The sequence below is a fragment of the Variovorax frigidus genome, assembly GCF_051216515.1.
Lineage (GTDB): Bacteria > Pseudomonadota > Gammaproteobacteria > Burkholderiales > Burkholderiaceae_C > Variovorax.
In genome coordinates, this window is record NZ_JBPJZF010000006.1 from 215307 (window position 1) to 231537 (window position 16231).

Sequence of the window (16231 nt, forward strand, 5' to 3'; positions counted from 1 at the left end):
CAAATGAAAACTCGCTTGCTCGCCCCCCGCTTTTCGAGACCCCGTGCCCGCGGAGGATTCACGCTGATCGAGATGATGATCGTCGTTGCAGTGATCGGTATTCTTGCTGCCATCGCCCTGCCCTCTTACCTCGACTACATCAGGAAAGCCCGCCGGGTCGACGCGAAAAATGCGCTACTGGATATGGCTGGGCGACAGGAGCGGTTTTTCAGCATCAACAACGCCTACACCGATGATTTGTCCAAGCTGGGCTATACCGGCTCCTCCTCAAGCGCGGTAGCCGTAAATTCGAGCGGAACGAGTTACTACTCGCTGAATGTGACAGTCACGGCGGCCACGTCCACAGCATTGCCGACCTTCACCGCCACCGCAACGCCCACGGGCTCACAGACCGCAGATGCTCCCTGCTATGCATATCGATTGAATCAATTGGGCGCACAGACGAATGTCAACAGTGCAGGTACTGCCTTCACGGGGATCAACTGCTGGTGACCGGCAGGCAACGCTGGCTTCGAATCGAAGAGCGATGCTTGGTCGGCCGTGGTTCAAGAACCGCCCAACCATTCGCCGCCGCCATTTCATCCGGCCTCTTGCGCCGCTCCTGCCAGGAACTCATGCGCATTGAAAGATGAGGGGCCGTGGCCAGGGTGTTCCAGCAGGATGCGCGCCCACTGCTGCACAAACATTGATCGGCTCCTCTCCGGCGTGATGAAGTACCCGCGACGCAACCATTCATCGCTTTGTTCTGGTTGTCCGTTGAGCAGATAGACAAGCGCCAGTTTCAACACGTTGGGGCTAGATGGGTTGTCGAAGACCACGGCGCGCGCCCAAGCGATGTCCTTCAGGGACATTTCAGCGTGTGGCTCATAGCGGATGAAAGCCAGATTCTCCCGAAGATGGTTGAGAACCATGACATCTGGCAGTTCAGCAGGTGCACTCATCCGGATTCTGGCGTCCTCGAAGCGCATGTCCTGGACGGTCTGCTCGACCTTAAAGTAATCGACAACGACCAGTCCAAGAAGAACGGCCGAGAGCGACAGCGCTCCCCTGGTAACCACCACCTGCCAACGCCCCCAGTGGCCACGAACAAGCGGCAGTCGGGCCTCCTGGTTCAGAACGCCAAGCAGAACACCGGCTGGCAGAAGAAAGTAGGCATAGTGAAGCGGGTACTCGAGCAACGCGTGGATACCGATCGCCATCAGGGCCAGCACCAGAATGGCTGCCTTAGGGGTCGTCGCACGCTGGAACGCCAGCCAGCCCCAGAAGAGCACGACGCCGCTCAATACCACGCCCAATCCGACGCCGCCCCACAGGAAGAAATCGATGAACAGATTGTGCGATTGTGCAAAGACCGCATCGGACAGATCCGGATAACGAGGCGCCATCTGTACATGTGCATCCTTCACGCCACTCCACCCATACCCCCGCCATGGTTCTCGCAGAATGGCGTCGCCAAACATCTCCCAGCTCCTGAGGCGGATCCGAGACGATGCGGCGTCGGCGAATGCACGCCCCTCATCCAGAAGCAAAAATCTGCTAATGGGACGAAAAGCCGCCGAGACAAGAAAGTAGAACGCCAGAAAGGCCAACAGGCTTTTCCAGGAAACCAGCCCACGCAAGGGGGGCCATACCCAGAGCAGCAGACATCCGAGACAGAAACCAAGCAACCCGCTGCGAGACTGGGTCAACGCCAGGCCAAGAACGAAAAAAGCCGCAAGTACGGCTAAACCAAGGTTGCCGATCGCTCTGTTCCATCGGGCCCAGAGGCAACCCACGAGCGCCCAGAGGAGCAAGGTAGCGAGCTGGTTCGGCTGCCCCAGATTACCGTAAGGCCGGGTCGTGTCGCCCAAGCCAATGATCCATATCTGTGTGAGTTCCTGGCCTTTGTCGAGACCGGTCCACTGGCACAGTTGCAGCCATACGGAGAACAGGCCGCCGATGACGGCTGCTAGAAAAATGACATCCGCGGCGCGGAATCTCTGCGCCGCGGCACTTCGCTCGCCCGCGAGCATCGTCAGGGAGAAGCCGCCAAGGTAGAGGCTGCATACCAGCGCGCTTCCCGCAAAGGGAAGGACGCCAAAGAAGAACTGAAGCAGCGGGTATAACGAAAATGCCAATGTCACCCAGAACAGGGCACTGGCCCGGAACCGATCAACGCGAGAGAAGAAGGCAGGCAGACAGATGAAGAGCAGGGCGACGGCGCTCCATGCATCGGCATGGAAGGATGACCAGGGCATCGAGTGGTTTGGCAGCAGCCATGCAATTGCAAGCAGCGTCGCACCCAATGAGAAAAAGAGGGAGCCAGACATACACACTCGAAAAAAAAGCCCCTTGCGGGGCTTCTTAGGGATTAGCCCTTGCAACTGGAAGGCAGGTACTTGACGTCCATTCCGCCCGATGCAGCAGGCTTGCAGACCCATGTGACTTGACCGGTGGTTGCATCGTAGCTGCCGACCAGCTCGATCTTCTTGTTAACAATGTTGCTGTCGCCCTGACCGGTCACAGTCACAGTGCCGGTCGCCGAGGTGGTCGCAACGTATTCAACTTTGTTCACGAACTTGGACGACTGGGAAGCGATGCTGTACGCAGCAGTCAGAGGCATGCCGTTGTTGGTCGCCGCAAACTCGGACAGCGAAGTGCGTGCCGACGAGCCTGCCAAGATCATTTCCGAAACCTTCGCACGGACCGTGTAGTCCTGATACGCCGGCAACGCCACGGCAGCCAAGATACCGATGATCGCCACGACGATCATCAACTCGATCAGGGTGAAACCCTTTTGCACATTGCGTGCGATGGAACGACGGTTCATTTCACTACTCCAGGTTGTTTATGAGGCCCGGGACACATCCCGGTGCATTCTTACCGCAGCTACCGTGCCAGCCGCAAAACCGCCTCGCCCCCAATACTTCGCGCTAAATCGCTCACATTTGACTTACAAATTGCGACAAAAATGTTGTTCAGAGTGCATCCTCGGGGTGACATTTTTGTCACAAGCGACCAAACACGTCGGCGTACGGTCCTTCCTGAACCTCAGACTGTCAACACCCCCGCCCTCTGCAACCACCGAATGTCCCGCCCCTCCAGCCCGTTGGTGAGCCAGCCCGCCGCGAAGGTGTCGATCTGGCTCATGATCTCCGCCGTTTCGGCGGGCTTGGTGTGGGTGATGTAGATGGGGTAGCGCCGGCCCGGCGCGATGTGGGCCAGTTCGTCGGCCAGGGTGGCGGGCGACAGGTGCAGGCTGCGCTGGGCCAGGCCCTGCTCGCGGTTGCTGAAGGCGGTCTCGATCACCAGCATGGCCACGTCGAGCGTGTTCAGGCGCGCCCAGAACGGCGGATTGCGTTCGGTGTCGCCGCTGAAGACCCAGTAGGGGCCGCCCTCGGCCGCGCGCACGGCATAGCCGCAGGCGGGCACCGTGTGGACGGCCGGGAGCACTTCGATCGCCTTGGGCGTGCGGCTGCCGAGCCGAAGGGTCTGGCCGATCGCGATGTCGTGGAAGCTGACGAAAGGCGATTCACGGCTGGGGATGCTCGCGAAGTCGGGCCAGATGACGTTGTTGAAGACATGGGCGCGCAGCGCTTCGATGGTGGCACGCAGGGCATGCACCCGCAGCGGCCGGTTCCGGTTGGCCGCGACGGCGTCGATCATCAGGGGCAGGGCCGCGATGTGGTCGAGGTGCGAATGGGTGAGCAGCACGTCGTCGATGCCGGCCATTTCCTCGAGGGTGAGGTCGCCGACACCGGTGCCGGCATCGACGAGCACATCGTCGTCGACCAGGAAGGAGGTGGTGCGGCAGTCTTTGGCAATCGCGCCGGAGCAGCCCAGTACACGCACCTGCATAGCGGACCCTTGTTACTTGGTTTCGAAACGGATGGCGCCGTCCCAGTTCGGGTCTTGGGGCTGCCGCGCCATTGAGGCTAAACGCTTCTCGTAGACCTGGTAAAGGACTTTTTTGGCATCCACCGCGAGCAGGGGTGCGAGGAGTTGGCGGGCCTCTTCCCACTGCTGCGCCCGATAGGCCGCCAGTACCAGCAGCCAGCGTTCGAGCTGCGCGTGCTGGGCCGGCTCGGCCGCGTCGACGCGCGCAACGGGCGTGAAGACGGCGACGGCGCGGGCCTTGCCGCGCACATAGACCCAATCGAGTTCCTGCCAGAGGAAAAGCGAGCTGGCCTGGCGGGTGGCATCGGTGGCCATGATTTCCGTGCCGTAGTGGCCGTTCAGGCCTTCCAGCCGGGAGGCCAGGTTCACCGCATCGCCCACCACCGTGTAGCTGCGGCGCACGGCCGAGCCCATGTCACCGACGCTCATCACACCGGTGTTCAGTCCGATGCCCACGCTGATCTCGGGCCGCCCGCTGGCACGGTGCGCCAGGTTGATCTGCTGCACGGCCGCCGCCATCTCGATGGCGGCCTGCACGGCCAGCACGGCGTGGTCGGGCGCATCGACCGGCGCGCCCCAGAAGGCCATCACGCAGTCGCCCATGTACTTGTCGACCGTGCCGCGGTGCGCGTTGATGATCGCGGTGAGCCGGCTGAACACGGTGTTGAGGAACACCTGCAGCTCGGTCGGCGCCATGGTTTCCGAGAGCTGCGTGAAGCCGCGCATGTCGCAGAACATCACGGTGAGCTCCTTGCTCTCGGCGCGCATGCTGTAGCGCTCGGGGCGTTCGAGCATCTTGTCGACCAGCTCGGGCGGCACGTAGGTGCCGAACAGCCGCGCCAGGCCGCGGCGGGCCCGCGCTTCCACGAAGTAGCCCCAGCTCATGTTGAGCACGAAGACCATGCCGATCATCAGCACGGTGGCCGCCAGCGGCAGCACCACGCCGAAGCTGGCGAACAGCGCGGCGTTGAGCCCGACCACGACCACGCTGGCGCCCAGGCCCAGCAGCGCCGCGCGCGCCGCCGGCAGCAGCGACATGCCGAAGGCCAGCGTGAGCCCGACCAGCAGCAGCGCCAGCACCTCGTAGCCCGGGGCGTAGTCGGGCACGAAGGGCAGGCGCCGGTCGAGCAGGCCCGAGATGACGTTGGCATGCACTTCCACGCCCGGGAAGGCGGCGCCCACCGGCGTGGCCCGCAGGTCCTGCAAGCCGGGGGCGGTGGCACCGACCAGCACGATCTTGTTCTTCAATTCGCCCGGCGCCAGCTTTCCGCGCAGCACATCGACCGCCGAGATGTAGCGGAAGGATCCGCCGCGCACGCCGCCCGGCCCGCGATAGGGCACCAGCAGGCTGGCGCTCTGGTCGACGGGCACGCGCAGCCGGCGCCCGCCCGGCAAGTTGACCACCAGCGCCTCGAGCGGGGCGGCCCCGCCGGCCAGGCCCATGGGCGCGAGGGACGCGCTCACCGACGGCTGCCCGTAGGCCAGCCGGTAGACGGCGAGGCCCAGCGATTCGTAATAGCCCGGCACGGCCGCGTCGCCCTCGTAACGCGCCATCAGCGGCGCCGCGCGGATCACGCCGTCCTCGCTGGTTTCGATGAGCACGTTGGTGAAGCCGCTGGCCGGCGCGGCCCGGGCCAGCGGCTCGATGCTGCCGGCAAAGCCGTTCCAGCGGGCGGCGCGATCGTGGCCGGAGGGAAAGGCGTCGGCCGGCAGCAGGGGCGCGGGCAGCCGGCCCTTGGCATGCGGCCGGGCCGTCCGGGTGAAGTAGTAGCCGAGCGCGACGCGCCGGTCGCTCAGCGCGCGGGCGAAGGTCGCGTCGTGGTCCAGCAGGGGCGCCAGGCGATCGATCTCGGCGGCGAAGGCAGGGTCGCCTCGCATCGGGCCTTCGGCCAGTTGGCGCAGGCTGCCCAGGCCGGTGCTGCCGTCGGCTTCGACGAAGAGCACGTCGTAGCCGAGCACGGCCACCTGTTGCCGCTCCATGAGTTCCGAGGTGAGATCGGCCAGCTTGTCGCGGCTCCAGGGCCACTGGCCCAACTGCTGCAGGCTGGGGTCGTCGACGTCGACGATGACGATGCGCGGGTCCAGCGTGTGCGGCATGGTGAGCCGCAACCGCGCGTCATAGATGAAATTGTCGAAGGGTTCGACGAAGGGCGAGCGCCAGATGCCAACCGAGTGGCCCAGCGCCAGCAGCACCGGCACCAGGGTGATGGCGATTCGAAGCCAGTGCCGGCGCAGCGCGTTCATGGCACCATGCCACGCGGGGAGCAAAGCAAGGGCTGCTCAGGCGTGGACGAACTGCATGCGCGTGCCGCCGAGTTCCAGCACGTCGCCGTCCTGCAGGGCCACGGCCTCGTTGCCGAGCAGTTCGCCATTGAGGGTGGTGCCGCCGTCGATCGGCGCCACCACGTAGCCGTGCAGCCGGCGCGTGACCGCCGCCACCGCGACGCCGGGCTTGCCGATGGTGGTCACGACTTTTTCCAGGGACAACTCGCGCCCGGCCCCCGCGCCGGACAGCACGCGGATGGCGGCCTGGGCGACGCCGCCGCTCATCAGGGGCGCCGGGACGGTCGGGCTGGCCGACAGCGGGACCGAGGCGAAAGCTGGCGCGGCGCCGACGCGGGCCGCCACGCTGGAATAACTGCCAGGCTCGCTGCCCGACAGGTAACGGATCTTGTATTTTCCGACCTCGACCACGTCGTTGTTCTCCAGCGCCTGCTTCTTGATGGCGCGGGAATTGACGTAGGTGCCGTTGGTGCTGTTGAGGTCTTCGAGGTAGACGTCGCCGCCGATCATGTGCAGCACGGCATGTTCGCCACTGATGGCCAGGTTGTCGATAACGATGTCGTTGTAAGGCCGCCGTCCCAGCGTGGTCCGGTCCTTGGCAAGCGTCACTTCCTTGATGACGACTCCGTCGATCGAAACGATCATTTTCGGCATGGCCCGACTCCTGAAACTGCGAATATTTTTATCAGCGCGGCCGGGAGGAATGTCGACCTTCCCGGGCCTTACCCTGCAGTGCTTGCGAGGCCGGCGCTTGCCAGAACAACCGATATATTGTCCCGCCCGCCATTCTCGTTCGCTTTTGCAACCAAAAGTAGTACTTTCTCCGCCAACCCGCAATTTTGTAACAAAAGTGTGGAAAGCTGCGCGTCGGAGACCATCTCACTGAGGCCGTCGGAACATAACAGGTAAAGGTCGCCCGGCTGCACGCTGTGCTCGTGCATTTCGAGGTTCACCGAGCGCTCGATGCCCAGCGCCCGGGTCACCAGGTTGCGGTGCGGGGAAAGGGCAGCCTGTTGCGGCGTGATGACCCCGGCATCGAGCTGCTCCTGCAGCAGCGAATGGTCACGGGTGAGCAATTCGAGCTGGCCGCGGCGCAGCCGGTAGCAGCGCGAGTCACCGATGTGGCCGATCACCACGCGCTGCGGACCGAAGGCGGCCAGCACCAGCGTCGTGCCCATGCCCTGCAGTTGCAGGTTGGCCATGCCGGCCTCGAGGATCGCGCTGTTGGCCTCGTCGGTGCCGGCCTGCAGCGCACGCCGCACGGCGCGCGCCGGGGCCGACGGCCCGGCGTGGGCCAGCCATCGGCCGAAGCTCGCGTGCAGCAAGGCGAGCGCCATGCCGCTGGCCACTTCGCCGCCGTTGTAGCCGCCCATGCCGTCGGCGAGGATCGCCAGGCCGAGCGCCGGATCGAACGCGACCGCATCCTCGTTGTTCGCTCGCACCCGACCGGGATCGGTGAGCGCGGAGAACTCCCATGACCCGGCGCCGTCTTCCTGCATCGGGGAAGGAAATGAATCGGGACGGGTCATGGCGGAGGTTGGAGGGTCAGTGGGCGGGAGAGCGGCTGCCGCGCCGGTTGAGGGCGCGCCCGACGAACACCACGAAGGCGGCGCCAGCCGCCGCGCCCGCATAGTGCAGCCACGGATTGGCCGTCAGCACGTCGCGCAGGAACACGTCGCTGACGATGGTTTCACCGCCGACCCAGCCGATCAGTGCGGCGCCGAGCATGACGATGATGGGGAAGCGCTCCATGAGCTTGATCATGAGCGTGCTGCCGAAGATCACCAACGGAATGCTGATGGCCAGGCCGAGGATCAGCAGCGTGGTGTTGCCCTGGGCCGCGGCCGCCACGGCGATCACGTTGTCCAGGCTCATCACCAGGTCGGCGATCAGGATCGTGCGCACGGCGGCGAACAGGCTGCCGTACTCCTTGCTCTCGCCTTCGCCTTCGTCCTCGTCGCCGAGCAATTGCAGGCCGATCCACAGCAGCAGCAGGCCGCCGACGATCTGAAGGAAGGGCAGGCCCAGCAGCTTGGCGGCGACCACCGTCAGCACGATGCGCAGCACCACGGCGGCACCCGAGCCGAAAAGCACGGCCTTTTGTTGCTGCGCGGGCGGCAGCGAACGGGCGGCCATGGCGATCACCACCGCGTTGTCGCCCGAAAGAATGATGTTGATCCAGACGATCTTGACCAGACCGATCCAGAAGTCAGCGCTCTGCAGAATTTCCATGTCTCTTTTTCCACTGTTATGTATTGAAAAAGCGCTCGCAATATGGATTGCGAGCGCTTTTCGTTTGTGTGTGGCGGCAGGACGCGATGCTTACAGGCGGGCTTTCAGCAGCTTGGCCAGTTCCGAGAAGTTGCGCGTCACGGTGAAGCCAGACTCTTCCATGATGGCGAGCTTGGCATCGGCCGTGTCGGCACCGCCCGAGATCAGCGCGCCGGCGTGGCCCATGCGCTTGCCCGGAGGCGCGGTCACGCCAGCGATGAAGCCGACCACCGGCTTCTTCATGTTGAGCTTGCACCAGCGGGCTGCGTCAGCCTCGTCCGGGCCGCCGATTTCGCCGATCATGATCACCGCGTCGGTGTCCGGATCGTCGTTGAAGGCCTGCATCACGTCGATGTGCTTGAGACCGTTGATCGGGTCGCCGCCGATGCCGACTGCCGACGATTGGCCCAGGCCGATTTCCGTCAGTTGCGCCACGGCTTCGTACGTCAGCGTGCCCGAACGCGAGACCACGCCGATGCGTCCCTTGCGATGGATGTGGCCGGGCATGATGCCGATCTTGATTTCGTCGGGCGTGATCAGGCCGGGGCAGTTCGGGCCCAGCAGCAAGGTCCTCTTGCCGCCGGCCGCTTCCTTGGCCTTCATCTTGTTGCGCACTTCGAGCATGTCCTTGACCGGAATGCCTTCGGTGATGCAGATCGCCATGTCCAGGTCGGCTTCGACAGCTTCCCAGATCGCGGCGGCAGCGCCCGGAGGCGGCACGTAGATCACCGACACGGTGGCGCCGGTTTGCGAGGCCGCTTCCTTCACGGAACCGAAAATCGGGATGCCGAAGATCGACTCGCCGGCCTTCTTCGGGTTCACGCCCGCGACGAAGGCGTTCTTGCCGTTCGCGTATTCCTGGCACTTTTCCGTGTGGAATTGACCGGTCTTGCCGGTGATGCCTTGCGTGATGACCTTGGTGTCTTTGTTGATGTAGATCGACATGACTTGTTCCTTACTTGGCGACTGCCGCAACCACTTTTTGAGCCGCGTCGGCCATCGTGTCCGCGCTGATGATGGGCAGGCCCGAATCGGCCAGCAACTTCTTGCCTTCGACTTCGTTGGTGCCCTTCATGCGCACGACCAGCGGCACGGAGAGGTTCACGGCCTTGCAGGCTGCGATCACGCCGGTGGCGATGGTGTCGCACTTCATGATGCCGCCGAAGATGTTCACGAGGATGGCTTCCACGTTCTTGTTCTTCAGCATGATCTTGAAGGCTTCGGTGACCTTCTCGGGGGTGGCACCGCCGCCCACGTCCAGGAAGTTGGCCGGCTCGCCGCCGAACAGCTTGATGGTGTCCATGGTGGCCATGGCCAGGCCGGCACCGTTCACCAGGCAGCCGATGTTGCCGTCCAGCGAGATGTAGGCGAGGTCGAACTTCGAAGCCTCGACTTCGGCCGCGTCTTCCTCGTCGAGGTCGCGCAGGGCCACGAGTTCGGGGTGGCGGAACAGCGCGTTCGGGTCGAAGTTGAACTTCGCGTCGAGCGCCATCACGTTGCCCTTGCTGTCACGGTTGAGCGGGTTGATCTCGACCAGCGAGGCGTCCGTCTCCATGTAGCAGGTGTAGAGCTTCTTGAGGATGTCGACCGTTTGCGCGGTCGAATCGGCGGGCATGCCGATGCCGTCGGCGATTTCCTTGGCTTGCGCGTCGGTCAGGCCTTCCTTGGGGTCGGCGAAGACCGTGATGATCTTTTCCGGCGAGGAGTGGGCCACTTCCTCGATGTCCATGCCGCCTTCGCTCGAAGCGATGAACGCGACCTTCTGGGTCGCGCGGTCGGTCACGGCGGAAATGTAGTATTCCTTGTTGATGTCGGCGCCGTCTTCGATGTAGAGGCGGCGGACCTTCTGGCCTTCGGGGCCGGTCTGGTGCGTGACGAGCTGCATGCCGAGGATTTCGCCGGCCAGCTTCTTGACGTCCTCGATGGTCTTGGCGACCTTGACGCCACCGCCCTTGCCGCGGCCACCCGCGTGAATCTGGGCCTTGACCACCCACACGGGGCCGCCAAGTTTCTGGGCGGCCTCGACCGCCTCCTGGACCGTGTATGCCGCAATGCCGCGCGGCACGGGCACGCCGAACTTGGCAAGAATTTCCTTGCCTTGGTACTCGTGAATCTTCATGAGGTTTCTCTCGGACGGAGGTTTGAAAACGGGAGATGTGGATGCTGTTGCTCGTGGGCCACGGCGTCCTGCAGGGCGGGGGCGACGAACAATCAACGACTGTATCATGGTGCGCCGCACCAAAGGCGAGCGTCTGCCTGCGGACATCACGTACCCTCTTTCTCCGTACAAACACCATGGTCAAGGTCTTCATCGACGGCGAAGCCGGCACCACCGGCCTCCAGATTCGCGAGCGTCTCGCGAAGATGCCCCAGATCGACATCGTGAGCATCGCGCCCGCGCTGCGCAAGGACATCAACGCCAAGCGCGATCTGATGGCCGAAGTCGACCTGGTGATCCTGTGCCTGCACGACGATGCGGCCATCGAGTCGGTCGCGCTGATCGATCAGCTGCCGGGCAGGAAGCCCAAGATCGTCGACGCCTCGACCGCGCACCGCACGAACCCGGATTGGGTCTTCGGCTTCCCCGAGCTGACCGAAGGCCACTGGCAGGCGGTGGCCCAGGCCGAGCGCGTGGGCAACCCCGGCTGCTACGCCACGGGTGCCATCGCCATCGTGCGTCCGCTGATCGACGCCGGCCTGCTGCCCAAGGATTTCGCGATCGCGCTGCCTTCGGTCAGCGGCTACTCCGGCGGCGGCCGCAGCATGATCGAGGCCTACGAGGCGGGCAACGCCGCGCCCTTCGAGACCTACGCGCTGGGCCTGAAGCACAAGCACATCCCCGAGATCATGAAGTTCACCGGCCTGACCCGTCGGCCGGTGTTCATCCCGTCGGTCGGCAACTTCAAGCAGGGCATGCTGGTCCAGCTGCCGCTGCACCTCGACGACCTGCCGGGCGCCCCCAAGGCCGCCGACCTGCACGACGCGCTCGCAGCGCACTATGCGAAGAGCAACACGCCCGACGGTTTCGTCAAGGTGCTGCCGCCCACGGACGACGGCAAGCTCGAGCCGACCGCGCTCAACGACACCAACGAACTCGAGCTCCGCGTGTTCCCGAACGAGGACCACCGCCACGCCGTGGTGATCGCGCGCCTGGACAACCTGGGCAAGGGCGCCAGCGGCGCCGCGGTGCAGAACCTGAAGCTGATGCTGGGGCTCTGAGCCCGGGCCTCCTTTCGCTCCGGCCTCCCGGACACCGTCGCTTCGGGCACCGGGTCGGGCGGCCCCGCGCGCCCGAGCCGGGCCTTCATGACCGGGCGCGCATCGCACCATAATCGCGCTCCAATCACAACGAGGAGGCTCTCATGGCCGTCACTTTGCAGAAACCCACCGGCGCGTTCGTCGCCGCTTCCTGGGCCGCACTGGTCATCGGTTCCCTGGTCTATCTGATCGGGCTGTGGAACGCCTCCATGCAGCTCAACGAAAAGGGCTACTACTTCACCATCCTGATGTACGGCCTGTTCGCCGCCGTGTCGCTGCAAAAGAGCGTGCGTGACCGGCTCGAGGGCACCTCGGTCACCGCCATCTACTACAGCCTGTGCTGGATCTCGCTGCTGCTGTCGGTGGCGCTGCTGGCCGTCGGCCTGTTCAACGCCACGCTCGCCAACAGCGAAAAGGGCTTCTACGGCATGTCCTTCCTGCTCGCGCTGTTCGGTTCGGTGGCCGTGCAGAAGAACGTGCGCGACATCGCTTCGTACAAGAGCCAGCAGCCCCTGGCCGACGACGTGCCCGAGGTGGGCTGACCGAGGCGACTCGGAACATGTGAAGGAACCGTCGCGAGCGCGCCGAGTCTGCCAAAACCGGGTTCTGGCGCAGCCGCACCGTGCGGTGGTGAGCACCGCAAAGCGGGGTCGGCGGGCGCCGCAAGTTCGCGCCGCTGGTGGTGCGCGGCTGACGCCGGGCCTCGGCCTCAGGCGATGAGCCAGAGGCCGAAGCCCAGCAGCAGCGCGTGCGCGGCCAGCGCGATGTAGAGCGGCGTGCGCGATGGCGTCGCCATCTCCTGCAGTGTCTCGCCGATGCGCTGCTGCAGCAGCGCGCGCAGGGCCGGGTCTTCCGCGCCGGCCTCGGTCCCGCCGGGTTGTGCGGCGCGCTGTGCCTGCCAGTCGGCCAGCAGCGTCGACAGCGGCAGCCGGTTCAGCACGAAGCCGATCACGGCCCGCACCGCGCGACCTTCGCCCAGCACCGGCGCGAGCTGGCGGCTCAGCGCATCGACCGACAGCCATTCGGAGGTGCGCTGCAGGGCCCCGTGGGTGCGCGGCATCGCCTCGACGCGGCCCGCGATGGCGGCGCCCAGGCGCTGCGCGATCGTGTCGCCGTGCGCCAGCACCACCTGGCGCAGCGCGCGGCCCCGGCCCTGCGCGATGCCCACCATCAGGTACAGCGGAATGAAGGCCAGCAGCAGCAGCGCGACCAGCACCGAGGGCGAGAACAGCAGCGCGATCACCGCGCCCGCACCGCCGGCACGCGCCGCGGGCATGCCCGGGCCGCTCAGCTGGCTGATGTAGAAGAAGAACACGCCGCCCCCGAGCAGGATGGCCAGCAGCGCGCTCTTGAAGACGGCGCCGGCGAAGGCGGTGCCGGCGCGCAGGCCGGTGCGGCCGAGGGATGGGGAGGAAGAGGAGGGAGTGTTCGACGACATGGGCGGATCATGCCAGCCGTGCACGGCGAGATCGGTCGGCGCCGGCCTGAGGGTCACTCGTCGTCGCTGTCGCTTCGAATCACCTTGCCCACCACCGCTCCCGAGAAGCCGCGGGCCATCAGGAAGCGCGCCTGTTTGGCTCGCTCCTTCGCGTCCTGCGGCAGCGCATCGAAGCGACGCCGCCAGACCTCGCGCGCGCGCGCCTGTTCACTGTCCTTCAGCTGCGCCACGGCTTCGGTGATGGCCTCGGGCGCGATGCCCTTCTGCTGGAGCTCCTGCCGCACGCGCGCGGCGCCCATGCGCGAAGCGCGCTGGTTGATCACCGACTGCACCACGCGCGACTCGCTGATGAAGTCCTTGGCGGCCAGTTCGTCGAGCGCCTGCGCCAGCGTGCCGGGCACCTCTTCGTACTTCGCCAGCTTGCGTTCGAGTTCGGGCCGCGAATGCTCGCGCTGGCTCAGCAGGCGCAGCGCGCGGCCCTTGAGGGAGGGAGCGGCGAAACCCATGTAGGCATGCAGCGACCGGAAAGGAATGCCCGCCGCCAGGCGGCAGGCACGCCCGTCCCGATCAGGCCTGCGGCTGCTGCTTGGCTGCCTTGGCGTCGGCCTTGGCCTTCGCCTTGGCTTCGGCCTCGGCGGCGTCCGAACCCGCGTCGGCCGCGAGCAGCGGGATGCCCAGCGATTCGCGCACCTTGTTCTCGATCTCACGCGACAGCGTCGGGTTCTCGCGCAGGAATTCGCGTGCGTTGTCTCGGCCCTGGCCGATCTTCTCGCCGTTGTAGGCGTACCAGGCGCCCGACTTGTCGACGATCTTGGCGGTCACGCCCATGTCGATGATCTCGCCTTCGCGGCTGATGCCTTCGCCGAACAGGATGTCGAACTCGGCCGTCTTGAAGGGCGGGCTGACCTTGTTCTTGACCACCTTGACCTTGGTCTCGTTGCCGATCGCCTCTTCGCCCTTCTTGATGGTGCCGATGCGGCGGATGTCCAGCCGCACCGAGGCGTAGAACTTCAGCGCATTGCCGCCGGTGGTGGTTTCGGGCGAGCCGAACATGACGCCGATCTTCATGCGGATCTGGTTGATGAAGATGACCATGCAGTTGGTCTTCTTGATGCTGGCGGTCAGCTTGCGCAGCGCCTGGCTCATCAGCCGGGCCTGCAGGCCGGGCAGCGAATCGCCCATGTCGCCTTCGATTTCGGCGCGCGGCGTGAGCGCGGCAACCGAGTCGACCACGATCAGGTCGACGGCGCCCGAGCGCACCAGCGAGTCGACGATCTCGAGCGCCTGCTCGCCGGTGTCGGGCTGGCTGATCAGCAGGTCGGACAGGTTCACGCCCAGCTTCTGCGCGTACTGCACGTCGAGCGCATGCTCGGCGTCGACGAAAGCGCAGGTGCCGGCCTGCTTCTGCATCTGGGCGATGACCTGCAGCGTGAGCGTGGTCTTGCCCGAGGATTCGGGGCCGTAGATTTCGATCACGCGACCGCGCGGCAGGCCGCCGACGCCCAGCGCGATGTCCAGGCCCAGCGAACCGGTGGAGACCACCTGCACGTCTTCCAGCGCTTCGCCCTCGCCCAGCCGCATGATCGTGCCCTTGCCGAACTGCTTTTCAATTTGCGCGAGCGCGGCCTGCAGGGCCTTGGCCTTTTCGCTGCCGGCCACCGAGATGCTGCTGCCCTTGACGAGTGCGTCCATGAGAAATCTCCTTGAATATCAACGGGTTGTTGGGTTTTCATCCCGCTGCGTTTAATGACAGGCTGGATGCTTGAACAGTAGTGTAGCGGCCCGTACTTTCGTGGCAATCAGTTTTTTGGTCAGTTTGGCTTACCATTAAAGCCATGACCGACAGCCCCTTTCCCGCCGATCCCGACGCCTGGCGCCAGACCCACCTGGGCCGTCTGCTGGGTCATGCGATGCGCCGCTTCGACGAGCGCGTGCTGGCGCTGATGGCGCACGACGCCGACGTGCCGCTGGCCTTGTCGAACCTGGCGGCGCGTGCGCAAGTCAGCGCGGCGCACATCCACATCACGCGGCACCTGGCGCGCGGCGGTTCGCGCCTGACCGAGCTGGCCGAGCGTGCCGGCATGACCAAGCAGGCGATGGGCACGCTGGTCGACCAGTGCGAGGCCTGGGGCCTTGTCACGCGCGAAGCCGATCCGCTGGATGCACGCGCGCGACGCGTGCGCTTCACGGCCGACGGGCTGGCCTGGCTCGAAGCCTTCCGCCGGGCCGTGGCGCAGGCGGAAAGCGAATTCCGCGCGAGCGTCGGCGACGAGATCGCGACCGTGGTCACCATCGGCCTCGAGGCCTACGCGGGCTGAGGGGTCGGAAGTTGAGCCCACGCAAGCCTGGCGGGGACACGACGCCTAGAATCCGCCGCGGAGACGAGTAAAAAAAGCGCAACGACGCGCCCCACAAGCCGGAGGTGGCTCATGCGGATTCTGATTGCGGAAGACGACCAGGTGCTGGCCGACGCCCTGCTGCGCAGCCTGCGCACCTCGGGTGCCGCCGTGGACCGCGTGGCCACCGGCTCGCAGGCCGACGCCGCGCTGATGACCAACAGCGAGTTCGACCTGCTGATCCTCGACCTGGGCCTGCCCAACCTGCACGGCCTGGAAATCCTCAAGCGGCTGCGGGCGCGCGGCTCGCAACTGCCGGTGCTGGTGCTCACCGCGGCCGACAGCGTGGAAGAACGCGTCAAGGGCCTGGACCACGGCGCCGACGACTACATGGCCAAGCCCTTCTCGCTGCAGGAACTCGAGGCCCGCGTGCGCGCCCTCACGCGGCGCGGCATGGGCGGCACCAGCAACGCGATCAAGCACGGCCCGCTGCTCTACGACCAGGCCGGCCGCGTGGCCACCATCGACGGCAAGATGATCGAGCTCTCGGCCCGCGAACTCGGTCTGCTCGAAGTGCTGCTGCAGCGCGCCGGCCGGCTGGTCAGCAAGGACCAGTTGGTCGAGCGGCTCTGCGAGTGGGGCGAAGAAGTGAGCATCAACGCCATCGAGGTCTACATCCACCGGCTGCGCAAGAAGATCGAGAAGGGTCCGATCCGCATCGCGACGGTGCGCGGTTTGGGGTACTGCCTCGAGAAGATCCCGGCTTAGG

The 16231-nt window shown here is 65.4% G+C and carries 17 protein-coding genes; 5 read left to right on the top strand and 12 right to left on the bottom strand.

Features of this window, described 5'->3' with window-relative positions; translation table 11 throughout:
* The first annotated feature begins 3 nt into the window (after window positions 1–3).
* Window positions 4–492 carry a type IV pilin protein gene (locus ACSFBC_RS19060; RefSeq protein ID WP_435511919.1) on the top strand — a complete coding sequence of 163 codons (489 nt, stop codon included), beginning with the start codon at window positions 4–6 and terminating at the stop codon, window positions 490–492.
* A gap of 86 nt (window positions 493–578) precedes the next feature.
* Here ACSFBC_RS19060 and ACSFBC_RS19065 read toward each other — a convergent pair whose 3' ends face one another.
* From ACSFBC_RS19065 to sucC, 9 genes are all read right to left on the bottom strand, one after another.
* Window positions 579–2309, bottom strand: a complete 1731-nt coding sequence (locus tag ACSFBC_RS19065; protein WP_435511920.1) for a PglL family O-oligosaccharyltransferase — start codon at window positions 2307–2309, stop codon at window positions 579–581.
* A gap of 41 nt (window positions 2310–2350) precedes the next feature.
* Window positions 2351–2809, bottom strand: a complete 459-nt coding sequence (locus tag ACSFBC_RS19070) for a pilin (protein ID WP_435511921.1) — start codon at window positions 2807–2809, stop codon at window positions 2351–2353.
* A 221-nt stretch (window positions 2810–3030) separates the two neighbouring features.
* Window positions 3031–3837 (bottom strand): 3',5'-cyclic-nucleotide phosphodiesterase, encoded by an 807-nt coding sequence (locus ACSFBC_RS19075; RefSeq protein ID WP_435511922.1) that lies wholly within the window; start codon window positions 3835–3837, stop codon window positions 3031–3033.
* Between the two features lie 12 nt (window positions 3838–3849).
* Complete coding sequence (locus tag ACSFBC_RS19080; RefSeq protein ID WP_435511923.1) at window positions 3850–6120, bottom strand: CHASE2 domain-containing protein; 2271 nt, start codon at window positions 6118–6120, stop codon at window positions 3850–3852.
* Between the two features lie 36 nt (window positions 6121–6156).
* Complete coding sequence (locus tag ACSFBC_RS19085) at window positions 6157–6813, bottom strand: FHA domain-containing protein (protein ID WP_435511924.1); 657 nt, start codon at window positions 6811–6813, stop codon at window positions 6157–6159.
* Between the two features lie 68 nt (window positions 6814–6881).
* A complete protein-coding gene (locus tag ACSFBC_RS19090) occupies window positions 6882–7688 on the bottom strand; it encodes a Stp1/IreP family PP2C-type Ser/Thr phosphatase (RefSeq protein WP_435511925.1) in 807 nt (268 codons plus the stop codon).
* A 16-nt stretch (window positions 7689–7704) separates the two neighbouring features.
* A complete protein-coding gene (locus tag ACSFBC_RS19095) occupies window positions 7705–8391 on the bottom strand; it encodes a TerC family protein (RefSeq protein WP_435511926.1) in 687 nt (228 codons plus the stop codon).
* A gap of 90 nt (window positions 8392–8481) precedes the next feature.
* A complete protein-coding gene (gene sucD, locus ACSFBC_RS19100) occupies window positions 8482–9375 on the bottom strand; it encodes a succinate--CoA ligase subunit alpha (RefSeq protein ID WP_435511927.1) in 894 nt (297 codons plus the stop codon).
* Between the two features lie 10 nt (window positions 9376–9385).
* Entirely contained in the window at window positions 9386–10549 is a 1164-nt protein-coding gene (sucC, locus tag ACSFBC_RS19105; protein WP_435511928.1) for an ADP-forming succinate--CoA ligase subunit beta, read from the bottom strand.
* 176 nt (window positions 10550–10725) lie between these two features.
* Here sucC and argC point away from each other — a divergent pair, with 176 nt between their 5' ends.
* Both argC and yiaA read left to right on the top strand, forming a co-directional pair.
* Entirely contained in the window at window positions 10726–11649 is a 924-nt protein-coding gene (argC, locus tag ACSFBC_RS19110) for an N-acetyl-gamma-glutamyl-phosphate reductase (protein ID WP_435511929.1), read from the top strand.
* A 143-nt stretch (window positions 11650–11792) separates the two neighbouring features.
* Window positions 11793–12230 (top strand): inner membrane protein YiaA, encoded by a 438-nt coding sequence (gene yiaA, locus ACSFBC_RS19115; protein WP_435511930.1) that lies wholly within the window; start codon window positions 11793–11795, stop codon window positions 12228–12230.
* Window positions 12231–12397: 167 nt separating this feature from the next.
* Here yiaA and ACSFBC_RS19120 read toward each other — a convergent pair whose 3' ends face one another.
* The 3 genes from ACSFBC_RS19120 to recA all read right to left on the bottom strand — a co-directional run bounded on the left by ACSFBC_RS19120 (window position 12398) and on the right by recA (window position 14818).
* Window positions 12398–13126 carry a hypothetical protein gene (locus tag ACSFBC_RS19120; protein ID WP_435511931.1) on the bottom strand — a complete coding sequence of 243 codons (729 nt, stop codon included), beginning with the start codon at window positions 13124–13126 and terminating at the stop codon, window positions 12398–12400.
* A gap of 53 nt (window positions 13127–13179) precedes the next feature.
* Complete coding sequence (gene recX / locus ACSFBC_RS19125; protein ID WP_435511932.1) at window positions 13180–13632, bottom strand: recombination regulator RecX; 453 nt, start codon at window positions 13630–13632, stop codon at window positions 13180–13182.
* A 61-nt stretch (window positions 13633–13693) separates the two neighbouring features.
* Complete coding sequence (recA, locus tag ACSFBC_RS19130) at window positions 13694–14818, bottom strand: recombinase RecA (RefSeq protein ID WP_435511933.1); 1125 nt, start codon at window positions 14816–14818, stop codon at window positions 13694–13696.
* A gap of 143 nt (window positions 14819–14961) precedes the next feature.
* Here recA and ACSFBC_RS19135 point away from each other — a divergent pair, with 143 nt between their 5' ends.
* Both ACSFBC_RS19135 and ACSFBC_RS19140 read left to right on the top strand, forming a co-directional pair.
* Window positions 14962–15444: a MarR family winged helix-turn-helix transcriptional regulator gene (locus ACSFBC_RS19135; RefSeq protein ID WP_435511934.1), complete on the top strand. Its 483-nt coding sequence runs from the start codon at window positions 14962–14964 to the stop codon at window positions 15442–15444.
* 111 nt (window positions 15445–15555) lie between these two features.
* Window positions 15556–16230, top strand: a complete 675-nt coding sequence (locus ACSFBC_RS19140) for a response regulator (RefSeq protein WP_435511935.1) — start codon at window positions 15556–15558, stop codon at window positions 16228–16230.
* The last annotated feature ends 1 nt before the right edge of the window (window position 16231 follow it).

Excerpts from the sequence above, each read along its gene's own strand:
- ACSFBC_RS19120 (WP_435511931.1), bottom strand. The coding sequence starts at position 13,126 with ATGTCGTCGAACACTCCCTCCTCTTCCTCCCCATCCCTCGGCCGCACC.
- ACSFBC_RS19060 (WP_435511919.1), top strand. The coding sequence starts at position 4 with ATGAAAACTCGCTTGCTCGCCCCCCGCTTTTCGAGACCCCGTGCCCGC.
- ACSFBC_RS19080 (WP_435511923.1), bottom strand. The coding sequence starts at position 6,120 with ATGAACGCGCTGCGCCGGCACTGGCTTCGAATCGCCATCACCCTGGTG.
- ACSFBC_RS19140 (WP_435511935.1), top strand. The coding sequence starts at position 15,556 with ATGCGGATTCTGATTGCGGAAGACGACCAGGTGCTGGCCGACGCCCTG.
- ACSFBC_RS19135 (WP_435511934.1), top strand. The coding sequence starts at position 14,962 with ATGACCGACAGCCCCTTTCCCGCCGATCCCGACGCCTGGCGCCAGACC.
- ACSFBC_RS19075 (WP_435511922.1), bottom strand. The coding sequence starts at position 3,837 with ATGCAGGTGCGTGTACTGGGCTGCTCCGGCGCGATTGCCAAAGACTGC.
- argC (WP_435511929.1), top strand. The coding sequence starts at position 10,726 with ATGGTCAAGGTCTTCATCGACGGCGAAGCCGGCACCACCGGCCTCCAG.
- yiaA (WP_435511930.1), top strand. The coding sequence starts at position 11,793 with ATGGCCGTCACTTTGCAGAAACCCACCGGCGCGTTCGTCGCCGCTTCC.
- recA (WP_435511933.1), bottom strand. The coding sequence starts at position 14,818 with ATGGACGCACTCGTCAAGGGCAGCAGCATCTCGGTGGCCGGCAGCGAA.
- ACSFBC_RS19085 (WP_435511924.1), bottom strand. The coding sequence starts at position 6,813 with ATGCCGAAAATGATCGTTTCGATCGACGGAGTCGTCATCAAGGAAGTG.
- sucD (WP_435511927.1), bottom strand. The coding sequence starts at position 9,375 with ATGTCGATCTACATCAACAAAGACACCAAGGTCATCACGCAAGGCATC.
- ACSFBC_RS19090 (WP_435511925.1), bottom strand. The coding sequence starts at position 7,688 with ATGACCCGTCCCGATTCATTTCCTTCCCCGATGCAGGAAGACGGCGCC.
- recX (WP_435511932.1), bottom strand. The coding sequence starts at position 13,632 with ATGGGTTTCGCCGCTCCCTCCCTCAAGGGCCGCGCGCTGCGCCTGCTG.
- ACSFBC_RS19095 (WP_435511926.1), bottom strand. The coding sequence starts at position 8,391 with ATGGAAATTCTGCAGAGCGCTGACTTCTGGATCGGTCTGGTCAAGATC.
- ACSFBC_RS19065 (WP_435511920.1), bottom strand. The coding sequence starts at position 2,309 with ATGTCTGGCTCCCTCTTTTTCTCATTGGGTGCGACGCTGCTTGCAATT.
- ACSFBC_RS19070 (WP_435511921.1), bottom strand. The coding sequence starts at position 2,809 with ATGAACCGTCGTTCCATCGCACGCAATGTGCAAAAGGGTTTCACCCTG.
- sucC (WP_435511928.1), bottom strand. The coding sequence starts at position 10,549 with ATGAAGATTCACGAGTACCAAGGCAAGGAAATTCTTGCCAAGTTCGGC.